The following is a 16,862-nucleotide window of genomic DNA, read 5'->3' on the forward strand; positions in this document are numbered from 1 at the left end:
ATTTTATTTTTGCAAAAACAACATATGGTATAATCTGTTGATGTACATAATCTATTAGAATGGAAGGTGGGTAAACTGAACGGCAATTTTGATGAACTACTTCAAAAATATGCTGACTTACTGACTAAGGTTGGCTTAAATGTGCAACCTAATCAGACAATCATCCTATATGCCAATGTGAGGCAATTTCGGTTAGTCCGGTTAATCACACACTCAGCGTACATACTTGGTGCCAATGAGGTTATTGTTAAATGGCGCGACTCAATTCTACAAAAAGATTTTCTTTTACACACCACTAATGATCGTCTATCGACCCCATACGAATTTGAAAAACTGGCAGCTAAAGAACTAATGGCCAAAAAAGCCAGTCGCTTATCCTTATTATCAGAATCCCCAGCCGAATTCGATGGCATTGATTCTAAACGAATTCAAGCTTACCAACAAATGATGACAAAAGTAAAGGTGCCCGTCACAAAAGCCACCATGAATAATCAGATTAGCTGGGTCGTTGCCGGTGCCGCCGGTCCTGAGTGGGCTCATTTAGTGTATCCAAATTCACCTGTTCATGAAGCGACTGATCAATTATGGCACGCCATTTTTAAGATGGCCAGAGTGATCAGTGATGATCCACTATCTGCCTGGCAGTCTCACATCACCTTTCTCAGTGATCGGGCCGACTGGCTAAATCAACAAAGGTTTGATCAGCTCCATTATTATTCCGATAAAACCGATATCACGGTGGGATTACCCCAGGGCCATATTTGGGAGGCGGCTGGTGCCACAGATTTGGCGGGAAATTTTTTCATCCCAAATATACCGACAGAAGAAGTGTTTACTGCCCCCGATAATCAGCGAATTAACGGCACGGTTTTCTCAACATTACCACTCAGCAGCAATGGTCAACTCATTAAAAATATCAGATTAACTTTTAAAGATGGTAAGGTAATTAATGCAAACGCCTCAACTGGTCAGTCCCTCTTGAGACAACTAATCGATACCGATGCCGGCTCACGATCCTTAGGTGAAGTGGCACTGGTACCTCAGAATTCACCAATTGCAAAAGCCCAAACAATTTTCTTTAATACCTTGTTTGATGAAAATGCATCGGATCACATGGCACTGGGCGCCGCTTACCCATTCAGCGTAAAAAACGGCACTTCTAAAAGCGATGCTGAGCTTACCCAACTCGGGTTAAATCAGTCTGATATTCATGTTGATTTTATGATGGGGTCAGACGATATGATGATTGATGGTATCACAAAAGATGGCAAACAAGTCCCGATTATGAAGAATGGTAATTGGGCATAATTTTACTGGAGGACTTATTTTGAAAACGATCAGTCTAATTGTTCCTTGTTACAACGAAGAGCCAACGGTTGAACTTTTCTTTAACACAACGGAAAAGGTTTTTGATAAACTAAACCAAACGCACACTGAACAATTTAAACCGGATTATTTATTTATTAACGATGGCTCTGCGGACAAAACACTGGATATTATGAGAAAATTAAACGCACAACATCCCGATGAAGTCCACTATATCTCATTCTCACGCAACTTCGGCAAAGAATCAGCATTTGCAGCCGGCCTCAGTAATGCCCATGGCGACTATGTCGCGGTCATGGACGTTGACTTACAAGATCCACCTGAGCTATTGCTTCAAATGGTTGACATTTTGGAAGACCCAAAACAAGACTTTGACTGTGTTGGTTGTGTCCAAACAAGCCGAAAGCAGCGGCATCTTCGGGCTTTCTTATCAGCCAGCTTCTATAAAGTTATTAATAAAATGTCCCGTGTTCAAATGAAACAAAACGTTCGTGATTATCGGTTAATGAGCCGAAAGTACGTTGACGCTATTCTCGAACTTCCCGAATACAATCGATTTAGTAAGGGCATTTTCTCTTGGGTTGGTTTTAATACTAAATATCTCAAATATGAAGGCGTCCCCAGGGCTGCCGGAACCAGCTCATGGTCACTGTTCCAACTGTTCGAGTATTCTTTGGAAGCCATTGTTGACTTCTCCGATGTTCCATTGAAACTAGCAACATTAGTTGGTGGCGGGATTTGCTTTCTTTCGATCTTCGGCCTATTTTTCGTTGTCATCCGGGCCTTGTTCTTTGGAGGGTCAGTCGCTGGCTGGGCCTCATTAGTTTCAATTATTTTATTTCTGAGTGGGGTTCAGTTATTCTGCCTTGGGATTGTCGGCAAATATATTGGTAAAATCTACTTAGAAACCAAGCATCGGCCAAAATTTGTCATTGCTGAAAGACGTTAAGCCAATGAAAAAAATAGTTACGCTCTATAACCAATACCTCGAAGTCATTTCATATCTTTTTTGGGGTGTCATTACAACTCTTGTTAACCTTGGTGTTTTCGCCGGGTTACACTGGTTCACCAATTGGAATTACATGATTAACAATGCCATTGCGTGGTTTATCAGCGTTTTGGTTGCCTATCTATCTAATAAAACGTATGTTTTCCACTCCAAGACTGTGTCAGTCCTGGATTACCTAAAAGAAATGGCGTCATTTTTTGGTGGTCGTTTACTAGTTTTAGGTCTTGAAATGGTTATCCTATACGTCGGAATTACACTCTTAAGCGGAAACGAATTGATCGTTAAAATTATCGATAACGTGATTGTGGTTATCGTTAATTATTTCTGGTCAAAATGGGCGGTATTTCAGAATCATGAATCTTAATGGGATAACTTTCCAATCAACAAGTTAAAGGATGGTCTTAATATGCAACGGTTAAATCGACAAACGCTCAGGAAACGCCGCGAAGAATTTCCTGAAGGCTACTATACCCGCAATGACGGTTTCAAGCTGTTGGCAATGTCAGCAATATTAATTGCACTTCTGGTAGTTTGTGCAAAAGCTCTGATGTAAATAAAGAAATACTGAGGCTGGGACAATCGTCATTTGTTCCAGCCTCAGTTCAGTTCAGTTCAATCACGATTATTACCGAGCATGCTGGACAAGAGGTAACTTTCAGGCGTGTACCCGAATCAACGAGATATTCAGATTCAGAATATCTCGTTGAACTTGTTACCTAGCAGAAACGTGGGCCAGCAAGCAGACCCCGGCCATACAAGCCCCCTGACTTAATATTCCAAAATCGGGAATATCAAGTCAGGGGGCTTATATTCTGGAGTCTAAACACTTGCTGGCCCACTCTATTTATCCGAACAGCGCAGCAGCCACCCCACCCCTGCACCTGCTATAATCTAACGAGCTAAAAAGTGTTCTAACTGAGTTTGGCCAACTGTCATCAACCAGCAAAAGAACCAATAGATTACTGCCATCATAATGTAAATACTCATGTAATCTTGGTAAGCGCCGGCTACAATTTTTGCATCCATAAACATTTCACTAACCGTGATCATCGCTGCCAGCGACGTACTTTTGAATAAGTCGAGTAAAATATTGCCCAAAGCAGGAATAGCTATTTGGAATGCCTGTGGGAAAATCACTTTAGCAATTACTTTTCGATATGGCAATCCCAACGAATAAGCAGCCTCCCACTGGCCAAGATCGACAGCACTAAATGACGACCGAAAAACTTCTGAAACGAACGCACTACAATTAATTGTAAAGGCAATAATGGCTGCTGGTAATGCATCTGCACCAAAACCAAAGTAAATAATAAACAGTAGTACCAACATTGGAACGCCCCGCATAAATGAAATAAACGCCCGGGCAGGCCAGTGAAGTAATTTATAATGACTTAACTGAGCCAGGGTTAAAAACAAGCCCAAGACTAGCGCACAACCAAAACTAACCACCGTTAACCATAACGACATTGGAAATCCGGCCATAATTTTAGGGATTGAGTGAACAGCTAATGGCGCATTGAAAAAATTTGGAATTGAAAAATATTTAAGAACGTCCAACCACATCGCCTACTTTATCGTGAAAGTCCTTGAAATATGAACTTTAGGCTGCTTGGAAACATCAGCATGATAATATTTTTCTGATAGTTTCTTAAGAGTCCCGTCCTTCTTCAAAGATGCCAAAGCTTTGTTAACTTGCTTCTGAAGCTTAGTGTTACCCTTCTTCATAACAATTCCACTGCCTTTACCATCTTCATTGGTTCTAAAGTACATATTTGGTAAAATTTTTAACCCATTGTTTGGAACAGCAGCCAACGCCAATTTTTGCAGATAATAATCATTCATAATTAAATCAGTTTTACCACTTTTGACATCTTTCATATAAATATCATTGGAAACATTATCATAGTTAACCGGCTTGGCACCCAATTGTTTAGCTAAACGTTGATAGTTGGTACCAGCTTCTCCAGCTGCTTTCTTTCCTTTAATGTCAGCCCAAGAATGAATCCCTGAATTATCCTTTTTACGAACAATCAGACTATCAAATGAATGTTTATATGGAGTTGATAAGGTAAATTGCTTCCTGCGAGCAGGTGAAACCGCAAAATCATTGGCGGCCATGTCAGCTTTACCAGACTTAACAGCCGTTAATTGACCATCAACGCTCATTTCCTTAAATTCAACTTTCCGGCCCATTTTTTTAGCTACATCACGAACAATCTCAACGTCAAATCCAGTTAATTTATTACTCTTTTCATCATGAAACGAAGTTGGGTACAATGTTCCCGAAGTCGCACAAATCAGTGGCCCCTTTGAACTGGAAGATGATTTTTGACCACACCCTGTTAATATCACAGCAGCTGCCCCAACAACGGCAAGTATTCCCAACCAACGAAATTTAAACTTTTTCATTAATGATATCCTCCTTAAATTTAGAAACCAAGACTATTATATGTTGGTGTAACCGATTTCACAAGTGAGGTTGGAAAAACCAATCTTCTGAACCAAGTTTCACAATCAATGGGCTACTCAAAAAGTTATCGGCAACCCACAACGTTCCTGTCTCTTGACCATTTTCATCAAAATTTCATTGGCAAATGATCAACCTTAGGACTAAGCTTAATTTAATATGAATTGGAAGAAGATGCTGCTTTGAAAGCATTTGTAATTAGTCATGCTGGTGGCCCGGAACAGCTGCAGCTAAAAGATGTTACCACTCCAAAAGTAAGGGCTGGTTGGAGTCTTGTTAAAATTAAAGGATTTGGAATTAACCGTTCTGAAATTTTCACCCGACTGGGTTACTCACCAGTGATTTTTCCACGAATTTTAGGAATTGAAGGTGTTGGGGTGATTGCTGAATCAACTGACCCCACTCGGCTTCCGCAAGGTCAAAAAGTAGTATCACTTATGCACGGGATGGGCCGGGAATTTGATGGCAGTTATGCCCAATATGCCCTTTTACCGAATAACAATATTTACCCAGTTACCACGCATTTGTCATGGCCGGAATTGGCAGCTATTCCCGAAACCTATTTCACCGCCTATGGCTCATTGCTGGCAATGAAAATTCAACAGGCCAATTCATTATTGATCAGAGCTGCCACAAGTGGTGTTGGCATTGCTGCTATGAAATTAGCTAAGGCGATGAACCCAACTATCAACACAACCGGCAGCACTCGTAGCAAAAATAAATTGGCTCAATTAAAAGCAGTCGGGTTTGATCAATCAATTCTGGATAGCAACCGGTATCTCCAAACTAAATCCCACTTTGATTCAATTTTGGAACTTGTTGGCCCGGCAACATTAGTTAATTCACTTCAGCTGCTTAATTCTGGCGGCATTCTTTGTAATACAGGTGAATTGGGTGGGATGGATGATCCGAAATGGACGATGAACAATTTTGATCCATTTAAGATCCCTTCTGGTGCCTACCTAACCATCTTCAGTTCAGACACTGTGAACGAAAAAACATTTAATGATCTCATTGGTCTAATTGATCGTCATCACATCAACGTTAAACCCACCAAAGTATTTGATTTCGCACATACGCCTAATGCTCAGGCAGCTTTGGATCATCCTGATAGTTTTGGCAAAGTTGTCGTGCTAACTTAATAAATATGCTATTCTAATAAAAATAACTTCGGAGGCCATTCAACCATGACTACTAAAGAAGACTACATTAGACAATTTCAACTAACACCTCATCCAGAGGGTGGTTGGTATCAACAAATTTACCACAGTGAGGACAAATATTTTGACCTTGAAAGTGGTGGTCAACGATATCGTTATACATCCATTTATTTTTTACTCGATAGTACCAGCCCTTCCCATTTTCATCGTCTCAACCATGATGAACTGTGGTATTTTCACGCCGGCCAAGGCATCACAATTCATTGTATTTCGCCTAATGGTCACTACCAAGCCGTTAAATTGGGGCAAAACATTCAATCAGGTGAGCGACTGCAGTTCAAAGTTCCCAAAGAGACAATTTTTGCGTCAGAAGTCAGCGATTCAAATAGCTTCGGTTTTGTGAGTTGCATGGTTGCACCCGGTTTTGACTATCGTGATTTCGAACTACTTTCTAAAGAAAAATTATTAGCCAGGTACCCACAACATCGATCGGTGATTGATCGCCTTGCAGTTGACGACACTAACCAGTAGCCTCGATTACTTATTCATTTATAGACAAAAAGGAGCCCTCCAGAACAAAATTATATTGCTCTAGAGGACTCCTTTTTAGTGCAGTCCGTCATCATTAATGATTCTTAAACCCGCATGATTCCTTTACTGACCCCACCCGGACTCGAACCGGGATCAACCGCTTAGGAGGCGGGTGCCCTATCCAGTTGTGCTATGGGGCCAAAAACAAACACAATTTAATTTTCTCATTTATTAGTTAACCTGTAAAGAGAAATTATTTCTGGGTCCGTTTGTAATGCATCCCCTTACGCTTGGAATGTTTGTGCTTGCGTTTACCTTCATGATGGCCGACCGGCGATTTATGAGAAACAGGTTTTCGACCGTTTGTACGATCATCAGATGATTTTTTGACATTTTTCTTTTGTTTCGCTTCTGAATCTCCCGTTTCCACTGGGTGACTTGGGCGTGTATCTGAAAGCTGATTCTCATCAAAATAAATCTTTGTTAACTCATAACCATCGCCACGAACTAATTGTTTTAAATTTCGCAGATCATGATCATCACCCATATTAATGACTAACCCATCTTGATGCATCCGACCGGTTCTTCCGACTCGATGGACATAAGTCCTTGGGTCCTTAGGTAAATCAAAATTAATCACAGCCGGTAGTTTAGGGATGTCAATGCCACGGGCCGCAACGTCGGTTGTTAACAGCAGTCGAACTTTTCCCTTCCGAAAATCCTTCAATGCAGTTTGTCGCGATGTTTGCCGCTGCTCACTCGTCAACTTGGCAGCTTCACGAATGTGATGATGAATCAAAAAGCCAGACACTTTCTGTAGCGTATTCATCTGATCAAAGAAAACTAGTGCCTTAAAGTCTTTCATATGCAGGAATCTCAACAACATTAATTCCTTCTTATGGTTTGAAACTTCTAATAACCCATGCTTAACATTTCCCTGCGTATCATCAATTTTGGTAACATCAAAAGTCAAAATATCTTGAACAAACCAACGGTTAATATGTGAAAGCAAATCACTTTTAGTCGCAGAAAAGAATCCCAACGAGGCTGACTCCGGTGCTGAATCAACCAAAGCCCGAATTTCCGGTAACGTTTCTTCACTGAGGAGATTATCCGCCTCGTCGATCACAATCGACTGCACTGAATCCAATTTTAGCTTTCCTAAATCAATCAAATTCGTAATCCGGCCAGTCGTACCCACAATCACATTAGGATGGCTTTTTAAACGGTCAATCTGGCGTTTAATATTCACACCGCCAATCATCCCTTCCACCGAAAGGCCAATCAGCTGCCCCCATTCCAGCAATACCCGTTGTGTTTGCATTGCCAGCTCTGCAGATGGTTCCAACACCAATAGTGACAAACCATCTTCCGATTTGATTTTTTCAAGAAGCGGCAACGCAAAGGCAACCGTTTTGCCTGAACCGGTTGGTGCTAATCCCAACACACTTTTACCCTCAGCTAAAGGTTGATAAACTGCCCTTTGAATTGCGGTAAAATCTTTATATCCAAGTGCCTTGGCATGTTCTTCAAATTCAGTTATCAAAATTCTTTCTCCGTTCTTAATCTTGGTCACCAACAAACGAGATATGTGCATCCTGCCGAAGATTGAAAAGGAGTTTATTCACATAAACACTCAGTTGACACCAATATGCATAATCTTTTTTATTTTGTTCATTGTTTGGATCATTAATCACGCGGGCAAAATCCTGGGCTTCAGGTAACATTGGGTTGGCTAATTTTTCACCACTAAGCAAATGCTGTTCCCCACTAGCATCAGTATAAGTTACCTTTTCAATTTCACCGGCATCGTCAAGCTGAATAAAATCTTTTAATCCATAAATTTCAGATGGCATCGTTGAATTCGAAATCTTTGAAAAATTCAATGTTACTGTATATTCTGGATATTTCAAAATAGCCGTTCCCTTGCCATCAACCCCTGTTCGAATCAATTGCGGAAAGTAAGCAACCTCTTCCGGCATTCCAAACAAAGCAACAGCATCATAGGCCGTATATACGCCCAGGTCTTGAAGGGCACCGCCCGCATATTTTAACGAAAAGACATTTGGTTCTTCGCCACCCAGTACTTTGTCATAACGGGATGAATATTTTGAATAAGTAAATTCAGCACCTTGGACAATTTTCATTTTTCCAAGTTGATCTTCCATTGCTTGAAAATTAGGCGTGTGAACGTTTCTAGCTCCCTCAAAAAACAAAACAGAGGGGTGATCGAATAGTAATTCCTGAATTTCAGTCATTTGCTTTTGATTACTAAATGCCGGTTTTTCAACAATGACATTTTTACCGCTTTCAATGGCTAATTTTGCCTGCTCAAAATGAAGGCTATTCGGAGATGCAATATAAACAGTGTCAAATTTTCCATCCTTGAAGAACTTCTTTAAATCATCAAAAGTCTCTTTGGCACCATTACCTTTAGCAAAGGACTTTGCAGTCCCCAGTTTTCGGGAATACACACTCACTAGTTCATAAGTCTTAGCCAGCTTGATTGCGTCAACAAACTGCTGCGTAATCCAATTCGTCCCAATAATCCCTAACTCAATCATTTTAACGACCACCTTTCCTTTAACTGAATTGTAACAAGCTTTTAACCAAATGAACACTTGAATTACCCCATATGGTTAACTAAATCCGCTATAATGAGTATCGAATATATTCTAGGGGATGTTTATCATGCGAAAGCGAAGTATCATCATTTTTTTAATTTCTTTTTTGATTGGGCTGTTTCATGCGCCTAAGTCAACCAAACGGGACCCGTCAACCGTTGACCCGCTGTTCTTCGCCGGAACATGGTTCTTTTCGGATCGACGAAATCGAGTTCACAAAATTCAAATTGGCCCAGATTTAAAGTTAACTATTGATGGCGAGAACCTCTCAGCTAAAGTATCGTCACTTACCAGATATGAATTATCATACATTGATAAATTTGGCTACAAGCTTGAAATTCGGGGAAATGAAGCAAGGCCAATTAAATTTTACGATGAATCAGAAAATGACACCTATGATCTTTACAACGGTAAGAATCAGGCCAAGATGACCGGCCCGGCCAAATAAAACCAATTATTCGAATAACTAATTTGAGATTACAAAGATTGAAACAAATAACAAGGTTGCTTCAATCTTTTTTTACGCCCAAAATTTATCGCTTTTCTAAAATGTAGGTGCCTTTATGAGTATTCAATCAAACTGGTTTTTTAAAATTCTAGCCAGGTTAAGTCCCTTACCCCATGATTTCCAAATCGAATTTTGGGAGAGCTGCTCAACTAAAAACACATGACACAAGGCAGCCCCCGGCCATTTAAAGGACTTCCCGCAATATTCTCAAGCCCAGAATATTGCGGGAAGTCCTTTAAATTCTGGAGGCTAACCGCCTTGTGTCGCCCTCTGTCTTTTACTAACTTCCCACCTGCTCATCCAAATACTGATGCCACTGTTTCGTATTTCCGTTAAAGACAGCCATTGGCAAGAAAACAACCTGATGATCCAAGCGAAAATCCTGCTTATTAGTTGCCTGCAGAAACGTTGCATCTCCATTTGGTCGTCCTAGCTGACCATCAGTTACCCAAAATTGACGTTTGGCACTCGCCTGAATTTCAAGACGTGAAAGAATACTGCGCGTTGCTGAAATGACAACTGGACGCTGATAATAACGTCGCATTTTGTGTACTAAGGACCTCATATTCTTACGAGCCGACTGCCAATGGACTGAGTCTTCGTTATAAGTGCCATAATACTGGATCGTAATACAAATTGGCAAACTACCGGTATTAAACTTTACCTGCCGCACAAAATTTTTGAATTGAGCAGTTGGTGAACTGCTAAAACTAAAGTAGTGATAAACGCCAACCGGCAACTGAGAGCCCTGGCTGCGTTGAAAATTGCTTAAAAAACTATCATCAGTAAAGGCAGCGCCCTGAGTCGCCTTGATGTATACAAAGCGGACCCCACGATTTTTCAAACTTTCAAAGTCAATATAACCATTATTTTGATTAATACTAACACCACGGATTGGGTATTTTTCTAAAATCTGTTTTTGATGCCATCGCCAGGCGTAACCTATCGATCCCAGCACCAGAATCAACAAAAAAATGCCGAACACAACCTTACGCGTGCGTTTACGTCTTCGGTATGTTTCAGCATATATTGGTTGGATATCTTTACGCTTCATCTAAATGGTCATCTCAGTTAGCGCAGCTTATACTAGCCACGGGTACTTTCAATAATATTTTGAACGTTGCGAATTGTGTCTTCAGTTGCTGGTCCCATTCGAACTGCCGCCATCATAAATAATGTATCGACGATCGTCATTTGAGCAAGCAATGAATACATCCCTTCAGAGCGATAATTCGATTCATCACTTGAAGAAATAAATGTAATATCACTATGGTTGGCGAGCGGTGAATCTCGATAACTCGTAATCCCAATAATTGGTACCCGTCGTTTCTTCAACGTTTCGGCAATCTTCAACGTTTGCCGATTCTTGCCAGAATGGGAAATGACAATTGCACAGTCGTTCTCTCCCAATTTTACAGCTTCCATGAGCTGTACGTCAAAGTCTGGATAATAAAAACAGTCAATTGAAGTTCGTAAGAACTTGTGATAACCGTCCAGAGCAACTACCGACGATCCTCCCAAGCCAAACAGTCCCAATCGACGACAATGAATAATTCTTAATACGGAACGGGCAAACTCCGACTCTTCAATGCCCTCTCTCGTGTCCCTGAGCGCTCTTTGTGAGCTGGTAAAGATCTTATCAGCAATTGTCGACAAAGTGTCGTTAGCGTCTATATCTTTGAAAATTGGCAGGTTCTGTGGTCGAAGCTGTGTATATGCAAGGGCTAAAGTAAATTCTCGGAAATTATTGTAGCCTAATGTTTTAACTAATCTTGAAACAGAAGCCGTTGATGTTTCCGTTACTTCTGCCAAATCCTCAATATTTGCCTCTGAAGCAGCTTGCGAATTCTCAATGACATATTTTGCAATCTTTTTATTGGTCCTACTTAATTCATCGAATGATTGTTTTAATAATTGAACTGGCGAGCTCATTTTGATCACCTTTCATCTTTCCTATAGAAGCCGAATTCTTTTCATGTAAATATTTTACAACAAAATAGTTGCATTGTGAAACTGTTTTTCATATAATAGTTAAACGTTGTGGGCGGTTACATTTGATTATAAAATAATTGTTGCATTTGTTTGAAGTATATCAGTTAACATGCTAGATTAAATTGGAAGCGGTACCGTGTCAGCTCTGAGTTTTGCTTATTTTAAACGATGGATCAGCTATTATTTTTTAACTAATTAATGTGTTGACCAGCTGCTTTTATTACTAAACCAATCATGGAAGGGAAGTCATATAAATGGATTATACACTAGGTGTTGATATCGGAACCACTAGTGTGAAAACGGTTCTCTACGACGTTAAGGGAAAAGTTCATGGTTACGCCAATAATGGTTACCCATTGTACCAAGATACGCCGGATATGGCCGAAGAAGATCCCGAAGAAATCTTTTCAGCAATGTCTGATGGGATTACCGAGCTCTTAAGAAAAGCCAATCTCAAGCCAGGTGAGTTAAAGGGGGTCGCACTTTCCTGTGCCATGCACAGTCTCATTTTGTTGGATGATGACTACAAGCCCCTCACCCGCGCCATTACTTGGGGCGATAACCGGGCCGTTAAATATGCTGATGCATTAAAAGCCAGCCCGGAAGGAATGGAAATCTACCAACATACCGGAACCCCAATTCATCCAATGACACCGTTGACTAAGCTAATTTGGCTGCGAAACGATCACGCCGACTTATTTAACCAGGCTCGTTGGTTCGTTGGGATTAAAGAATATATCCTCCATAAACTATTCGGCGTTTTGAAGGAGGACTATTCAATTGCCAATGCAACTGGAATGTTTAATATCTATAACTTGGATTGGGACGATCAAGCCCTAAAGCTTGCCGGAATTTCACGCGATCAACTTCCGGAATTGGTTGACACCACATATCAACTAAAAGGGATGCATGAAGAATACGCTAAGGTTCTTGGTATTGATATCAATACGCCATTCATCATCGGAGCCTCCGACGGTCCATTAGCAAACCTTGGCGTTAACGCCATTCAACCAGGTGTTGTTGCCGTTACAATCGGTACTTCCGGTGCTGTCAGGGTTGTTACTGATAAGCCCCACACTGATCCAAAGGCCCGAGTATTCTGTTACTACTTGGCCAAAAACATGTGGGTAATTGGTGGTCCGGTTAACAATGGTGGTGTTGTCTTCCGTTGGGTTCGTGATCAGCTCTGTGCCCCTGAAAAGGTAACTGCAGAACAAATGCACATTGATCCTTATGACTTGTTAACTCAAATTGCAGCCAAAGTCCCTGCTGGTTCTGATGGGTTACTGTTCTTCCCGTTCCTGGGTGGTGAACGTGCCCCAATTTGGGATGCTAATGCTCGGGGATCATTCTTTGGTTTAAACCGGACTCACACTCGAGCACACATGATCCGAGCTGTTCTTGAAGGAATCGTTTATAACTTATACACCGTTATGCTGGCACTTGAAGAAGTTGTCGGCCGGCCAACCAGTATTCAGGCCAATGGCGGCTTCGCCCGTTCTGCACTTTGGCGACAAATGTTAACAGATATTTTTGAGCAGGACGTTGCCATTCCAGAAAGCTTTGAAAGTACTGCTTTAGGAGCTGCCACTTTAGGTATGTATAGCCTAGGATTGATTGACAGTTTGACCGATGTTTCCAAATTTGTCGGGACAACCGTCGTTCACCATCCAAATCCAAAGAACTTTACTGCTTATCGCGAGCTCATTCCGATTTATATCCGGTTAAGCCGGTCACTTGAACCCGAATATAAGAACATCGCGGATTACCAGCGTCGTCATGAGCATGAAGATGAGGCCGCTCAAAAGGACGCTTCCTCCAGTAAAGAACAGTAATCTTTTTGGCTAGCAGACTATGGTTAAATTTTCTATGACCAATAATATTGGGAATTCTAAGCTAAATGGGTCGTTAGTTTATCGTTTAAAATAATTTATAGAAATTGAAAGGGGATCGATAATATGCAATTAATTGCACTTTTAATTGGAATCATTATCTTACTGGTTCTAATTATTCAATTTAAAATTAATACCTTCGTTTCGTTGGTATTAACTGCTGCAATCACCGCGGTTATGCTGGGCATGCCACTTGGTAAAATTGCGGATTCAATCACTAATGGGATTGGAAGCCAATTAGGTGAACTGTCAATGGTCTTTGGGTTTGGTGCCATGCTTGGCCGACTGGTTTCCGATTCCGGTGGTGCTTATATGATTGCTCACACCCTGATTAATAAATTTGGTCGCAAGCGGCTGCAAATCGCCGTTATGCTCGCTTCATTTATTTTAGGGATTGCGTTATTCTTTGAAGTTGGGATGGTTTTACTGGTTCCAATCGTCTTCGCAATTACTGTTGAGGCTGGCGTTCCAATTCTTTATTTGGGGATTCCAATGGCTGCCGCATTGTCAGTTACCCACGGATTCTTGCCGCCTCATCCAGCACCAGTTGCCATCGCGCAAGTCTTGGGAGCAAATGATGGTCGTGTCTTAATTTTCGGCTTTGTAATTGCTCTAATCGCTGCCTACATTGCCGGTCCGTTGTTCTCAAAGCTCGCCCGCAAGTTCGCTCCGGCTGCTTTTGATCGAAAGGGAAACCTTTCTTCAATTGGTGAAGTCAAGGAATACAGTCCTGAAAAGTCACCGTCGTTTGGCTTATCAGTTTTAACTGCTTTGTTCCCTGTTATCTTACTTGCCATTGCGACAATTTACAAAATGACAGTTAATGGCGGTGCCGAACCTAAGAATCCATCCATGCTTGATTCAATTATTGAATTCATTGGATCACCAAGTATCGCAATGTTAATTTCATTATTCTTCGCAATGTGGACAATGGGTTGGGCTCGAAAACGAACAACTGCCCAAATTATGGAATCACTTGAAAACGCCGTTAAATCAATCGCAATGCTGCTATTAGTTATTGGTGGTGGTGGTGCGTTTAAGCAAGTCCTCATTGATGGTGGTGTTGGTAAAGAAGTTGCTAAAATTTTCTTAGGCTCGTCAATGTCACCATTAATTCTTGGCTGGTTAATTGCGGTTGTGCTTCGAATTGCCCTTGGATCAGCAACCGTTGCATCATTAACCGCTGCCGGAATTGTGGCTCCATTAATGGCACAGTCAGGTGTTGATCCTGCTTTAATGGTTCTAGCCATCGGTGCTGGTTCACTTGCCGCATCACATGTTAATGATGCCGGCTTCTGGATGTTTAGAGAATATTTTGATTTAACAATCAAACAAACATTACAAACATGGACTGTTTTGGAATCGATCATTTCCGTTGTCGGGATTGGCATGGTTATGATTCTCAACGTCTTCTTCCATTAATCATTCGCCATTTATTTAAAATTAATTTAATTCAATAATAAAGAAGCAGAGCGGGGCAAAAGGCGTTTAACTTCCAGAGTGTAATTGGATTATCCGAATATTCTGAACTTGAATATTTGGATAATTCAGTTACACGGCCGGGAGTTGCCTTTTGTCCCGCGTTTTCGCTCGATAACAATCGTGTTTACACGAACAGAGGATGGGATAAATGACTATTATCCCATCCTCCTTTTATTATTAATAAAAAAGTGCTAAAAACATAATCTTCTTAGGCTAGCGGGTAGAAACATGCGTCAATGCCTGAACCCGAACCGCAACCAGATAAACAGCGATCGACTTTAACGTATCACCAGGAATAAAGGCCAAATTTGAGATCAGTGAATTAACCAATGAAATCGGGCTGACTAGCCATAACCAAATTGAGCCAACCAAATCAACAAATAAGACGCCAACCAGCCAAATAACAGCCATCTTTGACCATGCGCGATTGACAAAGGGCTGTGAAAGACCATATCCCATGATTGAAGGTGCCATTAGCCACCCAAACAGATAACCACCAGTTGGTCCAACAAAAACAGCCGGCCCCGCTGAACCACCACTTAATACCGGAAAACCAATTAATGCAAGTAACAGGACAAGTGCAACTGCAATGGTTCCTCGTTTTGATCCCAACAACGCTCCAGCCAGCATAATTCCCAGATTTTGCATTACCACTGGTACCGGAATGATTCCTAGTGGCAACGGTGGAATCATCCCTAAAATAATAATTGTTGCAGCAATTAACGATGTTTGAACGATTTCTTTTATTTTCATTGATAATTATCCCATCATTTATTATTTTAATGGTTAACCAAATTATGAGTTTGGATTAACCATGCTATCAAAAAAGAATGGCTAACCATGATAGCCATTTCCCGGTAAATAAACCTTAGTTACTTCACCACTAGCCACTGTGATTAACTTACCATTTTCTTCTTGAATCACCAATGCGCCTTCATCATTAAAATGACGTGCAACACCGGTAATGGTTCTTGTCCCCATAACAACCTCAATCTTTTGACCAAGCGTTTCCGATAGTTCAGAATAGGCTTTTAAAAAGCTGCCCGTTCGATAAGTCTGATACATATAAAAGAAATTATCAATGATACTGGCAACGATTCGATTGCGATCAATTTGGCTTTGGATCACAATTGAGCCGGCTTTATGTTTAATATCATCTGGATAATGATTAGAATCAATGTTTAAACCAATACCAACAATCACATTTTCATGGGATCCATCCTCTAAGCTGGAAATCGTTTCGGTTAAAATGCCCCCACATTTTTTATCATGGGCTAGAATGTCATTAACCCACTTAACCCGAAAATCGACTTGGGGAAAAAATTGTTTTAATGCCCGAACAACACAAACGGCGGTGCTGGTTGTAATTAAACCAGAATGAATGGTATCCCGATTTTGAATTGGCACAAGTATACTCATGTAAATACCACTATGACGAGGTGAATAAAAATGACGCCCCAAGCGGCCATGGCCACTAGTTTGCGTGTCAGTCACAAAAGCCTGGGCACGAGTCACAACTCGGGAACTGCAAAATTGCTTAGCAAAATCATTAGTTGAAGTTAAGGTGTCAAATGTCTGGACATCAACCGGATACGTTGTCGTGCGATAATGATTAATGACTTGAGAATTTAAACATCCAGACTGCTCATAGCAATATCCCAAACCTTTTTTCGTATCAATTTGATGACCACAACGTTCCAGTTTCAAAATATTGTTATACACTGCCGGACGACTAATCTTAAACTGCCGGGCAAGTTCATTTCCTGAAACGTAGCGATGGTCGGCCGCTAACAATGCATGTAAAATTTGAGCCTGATGATCCATCATTTGTCCTTACCTCACTCTTAAATCAAGATCCCATTCTTCGTCGA

General features: G+C 41.0%; 17 protein-coding genes and 1 tRNA gene. 9 read left to right on the forward strand and 9 right to left on the reverse strand.

Annotated features, from left to right (window positions below; genetic code table 11):
* Positions 1–75 precede the first annotated feature (75 nt).
* From FC85_RS13970 to FC85_RS15910, 4 genes are read left to right on the forward strand one after another with little or no spacing between them, the layout of a single operon-like run.
* The gene (locus tag FC85_RS13970; RefSeq protein ID WP_057866178.1) at positions 76–1,308 is read left to right on the forward strand and encodes an aminopeptidase; all 1,233 of its coding nucleotides are present in this window, start codon (positions 76–78) and stop codon (positions 1,306–1,308) included.
* 19 nt (positions 1,309–1,327) lie between these two features.
* Entirely contained in the window at positions 1,328–2,275 is a 948-nt protein-coding gene (locus tag FC85_RS13975) for a glycosyltransferase family 2 protein (RefSeq protein ID WP_057866136.1), read from the forward strand.
* Positions 2,276–2,279: 4 nt separating this feature from the next.
* The gene (locus FC85_RS13980; protein WP_057866137.1) at positions 2,280–2,699 is read left to right on the forward strand and encodes a GtrA family protein; all 420 of its coding nucleotides are present in this window, start codon (positions 2,280–2,282) and stop codon (positions 2,697–2,699) included.
* A 42-nt stretch (positions 2,700–2,741) separates the two neighbouring features.
* On the forward strand, positions 2,742–2,888 hold the full coding sequence (locus FC85_RS15910) for a hypothetical protein (RefSeq protein WP_169788447.1): 147 nt from the start codon (positions 2,742–2,744) through the stop codon (positions 2,886–2,888).
* A 338-nt stretch (positions 2,889–3,226) separates the two neighbouring features.
* Here the strand turns inward: FC85_RS15910 and FC85_RS13985 are convergent, their stop codons facing one another.
* Positions 3,227–3,892 carry an amino acid ABC transporter permease gene (locus FC85_RS13985; RefSeq protein WP_147008530.1) on the reverse strand — a complete coding sequence of 222 codons (666 nt, stop codon included), beginning with the start codon at positions 3,890–3,892 and terminating at the stop codon, positions 3,227–3,229.
* A gap of 9 nt (positions 3,893–3,901) precedes the next feature.
* The gene (locus tag FC85_RS13990) at positions 3,902–4,744 is read right to left on the reverse strand and encodes a transporter substrate-binding domain-containing protein (RefSeq protein WP_057866138.1); all 843 of its coding nucleotides are present in this window, start codon (positions 4,742–4,744) and stop codon (positions 3,902–3,904) included.
* Positions 4,745–4,984: 240 nt separating this feature from the next.
* Here FC85_RS13990 and FC85_RS13995 point away from each other — a divergent pair, with 240 nt between their 5' ends.
* Positions 4,985–5,944 (forward strand): zinc-binding dehydrogenase, encoded by a 960-nt coding sequence (locus tag FC85_RS13995; RefSeq protein WP_057866139.1) that lies wholly within the window; start codon positions 4,985–4,987, stop codon positions 5,942–5,944.
* A gap of 45 nt (positions 5,945–5,989) precedes the next feature.
* Positions 5,990–6,493 (forward strand): cupin domain-containing protein, encoded by a 504-nt coding sequence (locus FC85_RS14000; protein WP_057866140.1) that lies wholly within the window; start codon positions 5,990–5,992, stop codon positions 6,491–6,493.
* 127 nt (positions 6,494–6,620) lie between these two features.
* On the opposite strand, the gene FC85_RS14005 is transcribed toward FC85_RS14000, so the two are convergent.
* The 3 genes from FC85_RS14005 to FC85_RS14015 form a co-directional block, all read right to left on the reverse strand.
* Positions 6,621–6,693, reverse strand: a tRNA-Arg gene (locus FC85_RS14005).
* Between the two features lie 53 nt (positions 6,694–6,746).
* Positions 6,747–8,039, reverse strand: a complete 1,293-nt coding sequence (locus tag FC85_RS14010; protein ID WP_057866180.1) for a DEAD/DEAH box helicase — start codon at positions 8,037–8,039, stop codon at positions 6,747–6,749.
* Positions 8,040–8,055: 16 nt separating this feature from the next.
* Entirely contained in the window at positions 8,056–9,057 is a 1,002-nt protein-coding gene (locus tag FC85_RS14015; RefSeq protein ID WP_057866181.1) for a Gfo/Idh/MocA family protein, read from the reverse strand.
* A 127-nt stretch (positions 9,058–9,184) separates the two neighbouring features.
* Here FC85_RS14015 and FC85_RS14020 point away from each other — a divergent pair, with 127 nt between their 5' ends.
* The gene (locus FC85_RS14020) at positions 9,185–9,565 is read left to right on the forward strand and encodes a DUF4828 domain-containing protein (RefSeq protein ID WP_147008532.1); all 381 of its coding nucleotides are present in this window, start codon (positions 9,185–9,187) and stop codon (positions 9,563–9,565) included.
* Between the two features lie 340 nt (positions 9,566–9,905).
* Here the strand turns inward: FC85_RS14020 and FC85_RS14025 are convergent, their stop codons facing one another.
* Together FC85_RS14025 and FC85_RS14030 are read right to left on the reverse strand one after the other, a co-directional pair.
* Entirely contained in the window at positions 9,906–10,679 is a 774-nt protein-coding gene (locus tag FC85_RS14025) for a GH25 family lysozyme (protein ID WP_057866142.1), read from the reverse strand.
* A 32-nt stretch (positions 10,680–10,711) separates the two neighbouring features.
* Positions 10,712–11,557 (reverse strand): MurR/RpiR family transcriptional regulator, encoded by an 846-nt coding sequence (locus FC85_RS14030; RefSeq protein ID WP_057866182.1) that lies wholly within the window; start codon positions 11,555–11,557, stop codon positions 10,712–10,714.
* Between the two features lie 314 nt (positions 11,558–11,871).
* Here FC85_RS14030 and gntK point away from each other — a divergent pair, with 314 nt between their 5' ends.
* Together gntK and FC85_RS14040 are read left to right on the forward strand one after the other, a co-directional pair.
* On the forward strand, positions 11,872–13,452 hold the full coding sequence (gene gntK / locus FC85_RS14035) for a gluconokinase (protein ID WP_057866143.1): 1,581 nt from the start codon (positions 11,872–11,874) through the stop codon (positions 13,450–13,452).
* 123 nt (positions 13,453–13,575) lie between these two features.
* Entirely contained in the window at positions 13,576–14,931 is a 1,356-nt protein-coding gene (locus FC85_RS14040; protein WP_057866144.1) for a gluconate:H+ symporter, read from the forward strand.
* Positions 14,932–15,204: 273 nt separating this feature from the next.
* Here FC85_RS14040 and FC85_RS14045 read toward each other — a convergent pair whose 3' ends face one another.
* Positions 15,205–15,744: a biotin transporter BioY gene (locus tag FC85_RS14045; RefSeq protein ID WP_056973834.1), complete on the reverse strand. Its 540-nt coding sequence runs from the start codon at positions 15,742–15,744 to the stop codon at positions 15,205–15,207.
* A gap of 81 nt (positions 15,745–15,825) precedes the next feature.
* A complete protein-coding gene (locus FC85_RS14050; protein ID WP_057866145.1) occupies positions 15,826–16,818 on the reverse strand; it encodes a biotin--[acetyl-CoA-carboxylase] ligase in 993 nt (330 codons plus the stop codon).
* Positions 16,819–16,862: the final 44 nt, after the last annotated feature.

Origin of the sequence: Lentilactobacillus diolivorans DSM 14421 (assembly GCF_001434255.1) — a bacterium.
Lineage (GTDB): Bacteria > Bacillota > Bacilli > Lactobacillales > Lactobacillaceae > Lentilactobacillus > Lentilactobacillus diolivorans.

Excerpts from the sequence above, each read along its gene's own strand:
- FC85_RS13980 (WP_057866137.1), top strand. The coding sequence starts at position 2,280 with ATGAAAAAAATAGTTACGCTCTATAACCAATACCTCGAAGTCATTTCA.
- FC85_RS15910 (WP_169788447.1), top strand. The coding sequence starts at position 2,742 with ATGCAACGGTTAAATCGACAAACGCTCAGGAAACGCCGCGAAGAATTT.
- FC85_RS13990 (WP_057866138.1), bottom strand. The coding sequence starts at position 4,744 with ATGAAAAAGTTTAAATTTCGTTGGTTGGGAATACTTGCCGTTGTTGGG.
- FC85_RS14000 (WP_057866140.1), top strand. The coding sequence starts at position 5,990 with ATGACTACTAAAGAAGACTACATTAGACAATTTCAACTAACACCTCAT.
- FC85_RS14015 (WP_057866181.1), bottom strand. The coding sequence starts at position 9,057 with ATGATTGAGTTAGGGATTATTGGGACGAATTGGATTACGCAGCAGTTT.
- FC85_RS14020 (WP_147008532.1), top strand. The coding sequence starts at position 9,185 with ATGCGAAAGCGAAGTATCATCATTTTTTTAATTTCTTTTTTGATTGGG.
- FC85_RS14025 (WP_057866142.1), bottom strand. The coding sequence starts at position 10,679 with ATGAAGCGTAAAGATATCCAACCAATATATGCTGAAACATACCGAAGA.
- FC85_RS14030 (WP_057866182.1), bottom strand. The coding sequence starts at position 11,557 with ATGAGCTCGCCAGTTCAATTATTAAAACAATCATTCGATGAATTAAGT.
- gntK (WP_057866143.1), top strand. The coding sequence starts at position 11,872 with ATGGATTATACACTAGGTGTTGATATCGGAACCACTAGTGTGAAAACG.
- FC85_RS14040 (WP_057866144.1), top strand. The coding sequence starts at position 13,576 with ATGCAATTAATTGCACTTTTAATTGGAATCATTATCTTACTGGTTCTA.
- FC85_RS14045 (WP_056973834.1), bottom strand. The coding sequence starts at position 15,744 with ATGAAAATAAAAGAAATCGTTCAAACATCGTTAATTGCTGCAACAATT.
- FC85_RS14050 (WP_057866145.1), bottom strand. The coding sequence starts at position 16,818 with ATGATGGATCATCAGGCTCAAATTTTACATGCATTGTTAGCGGCCGAC.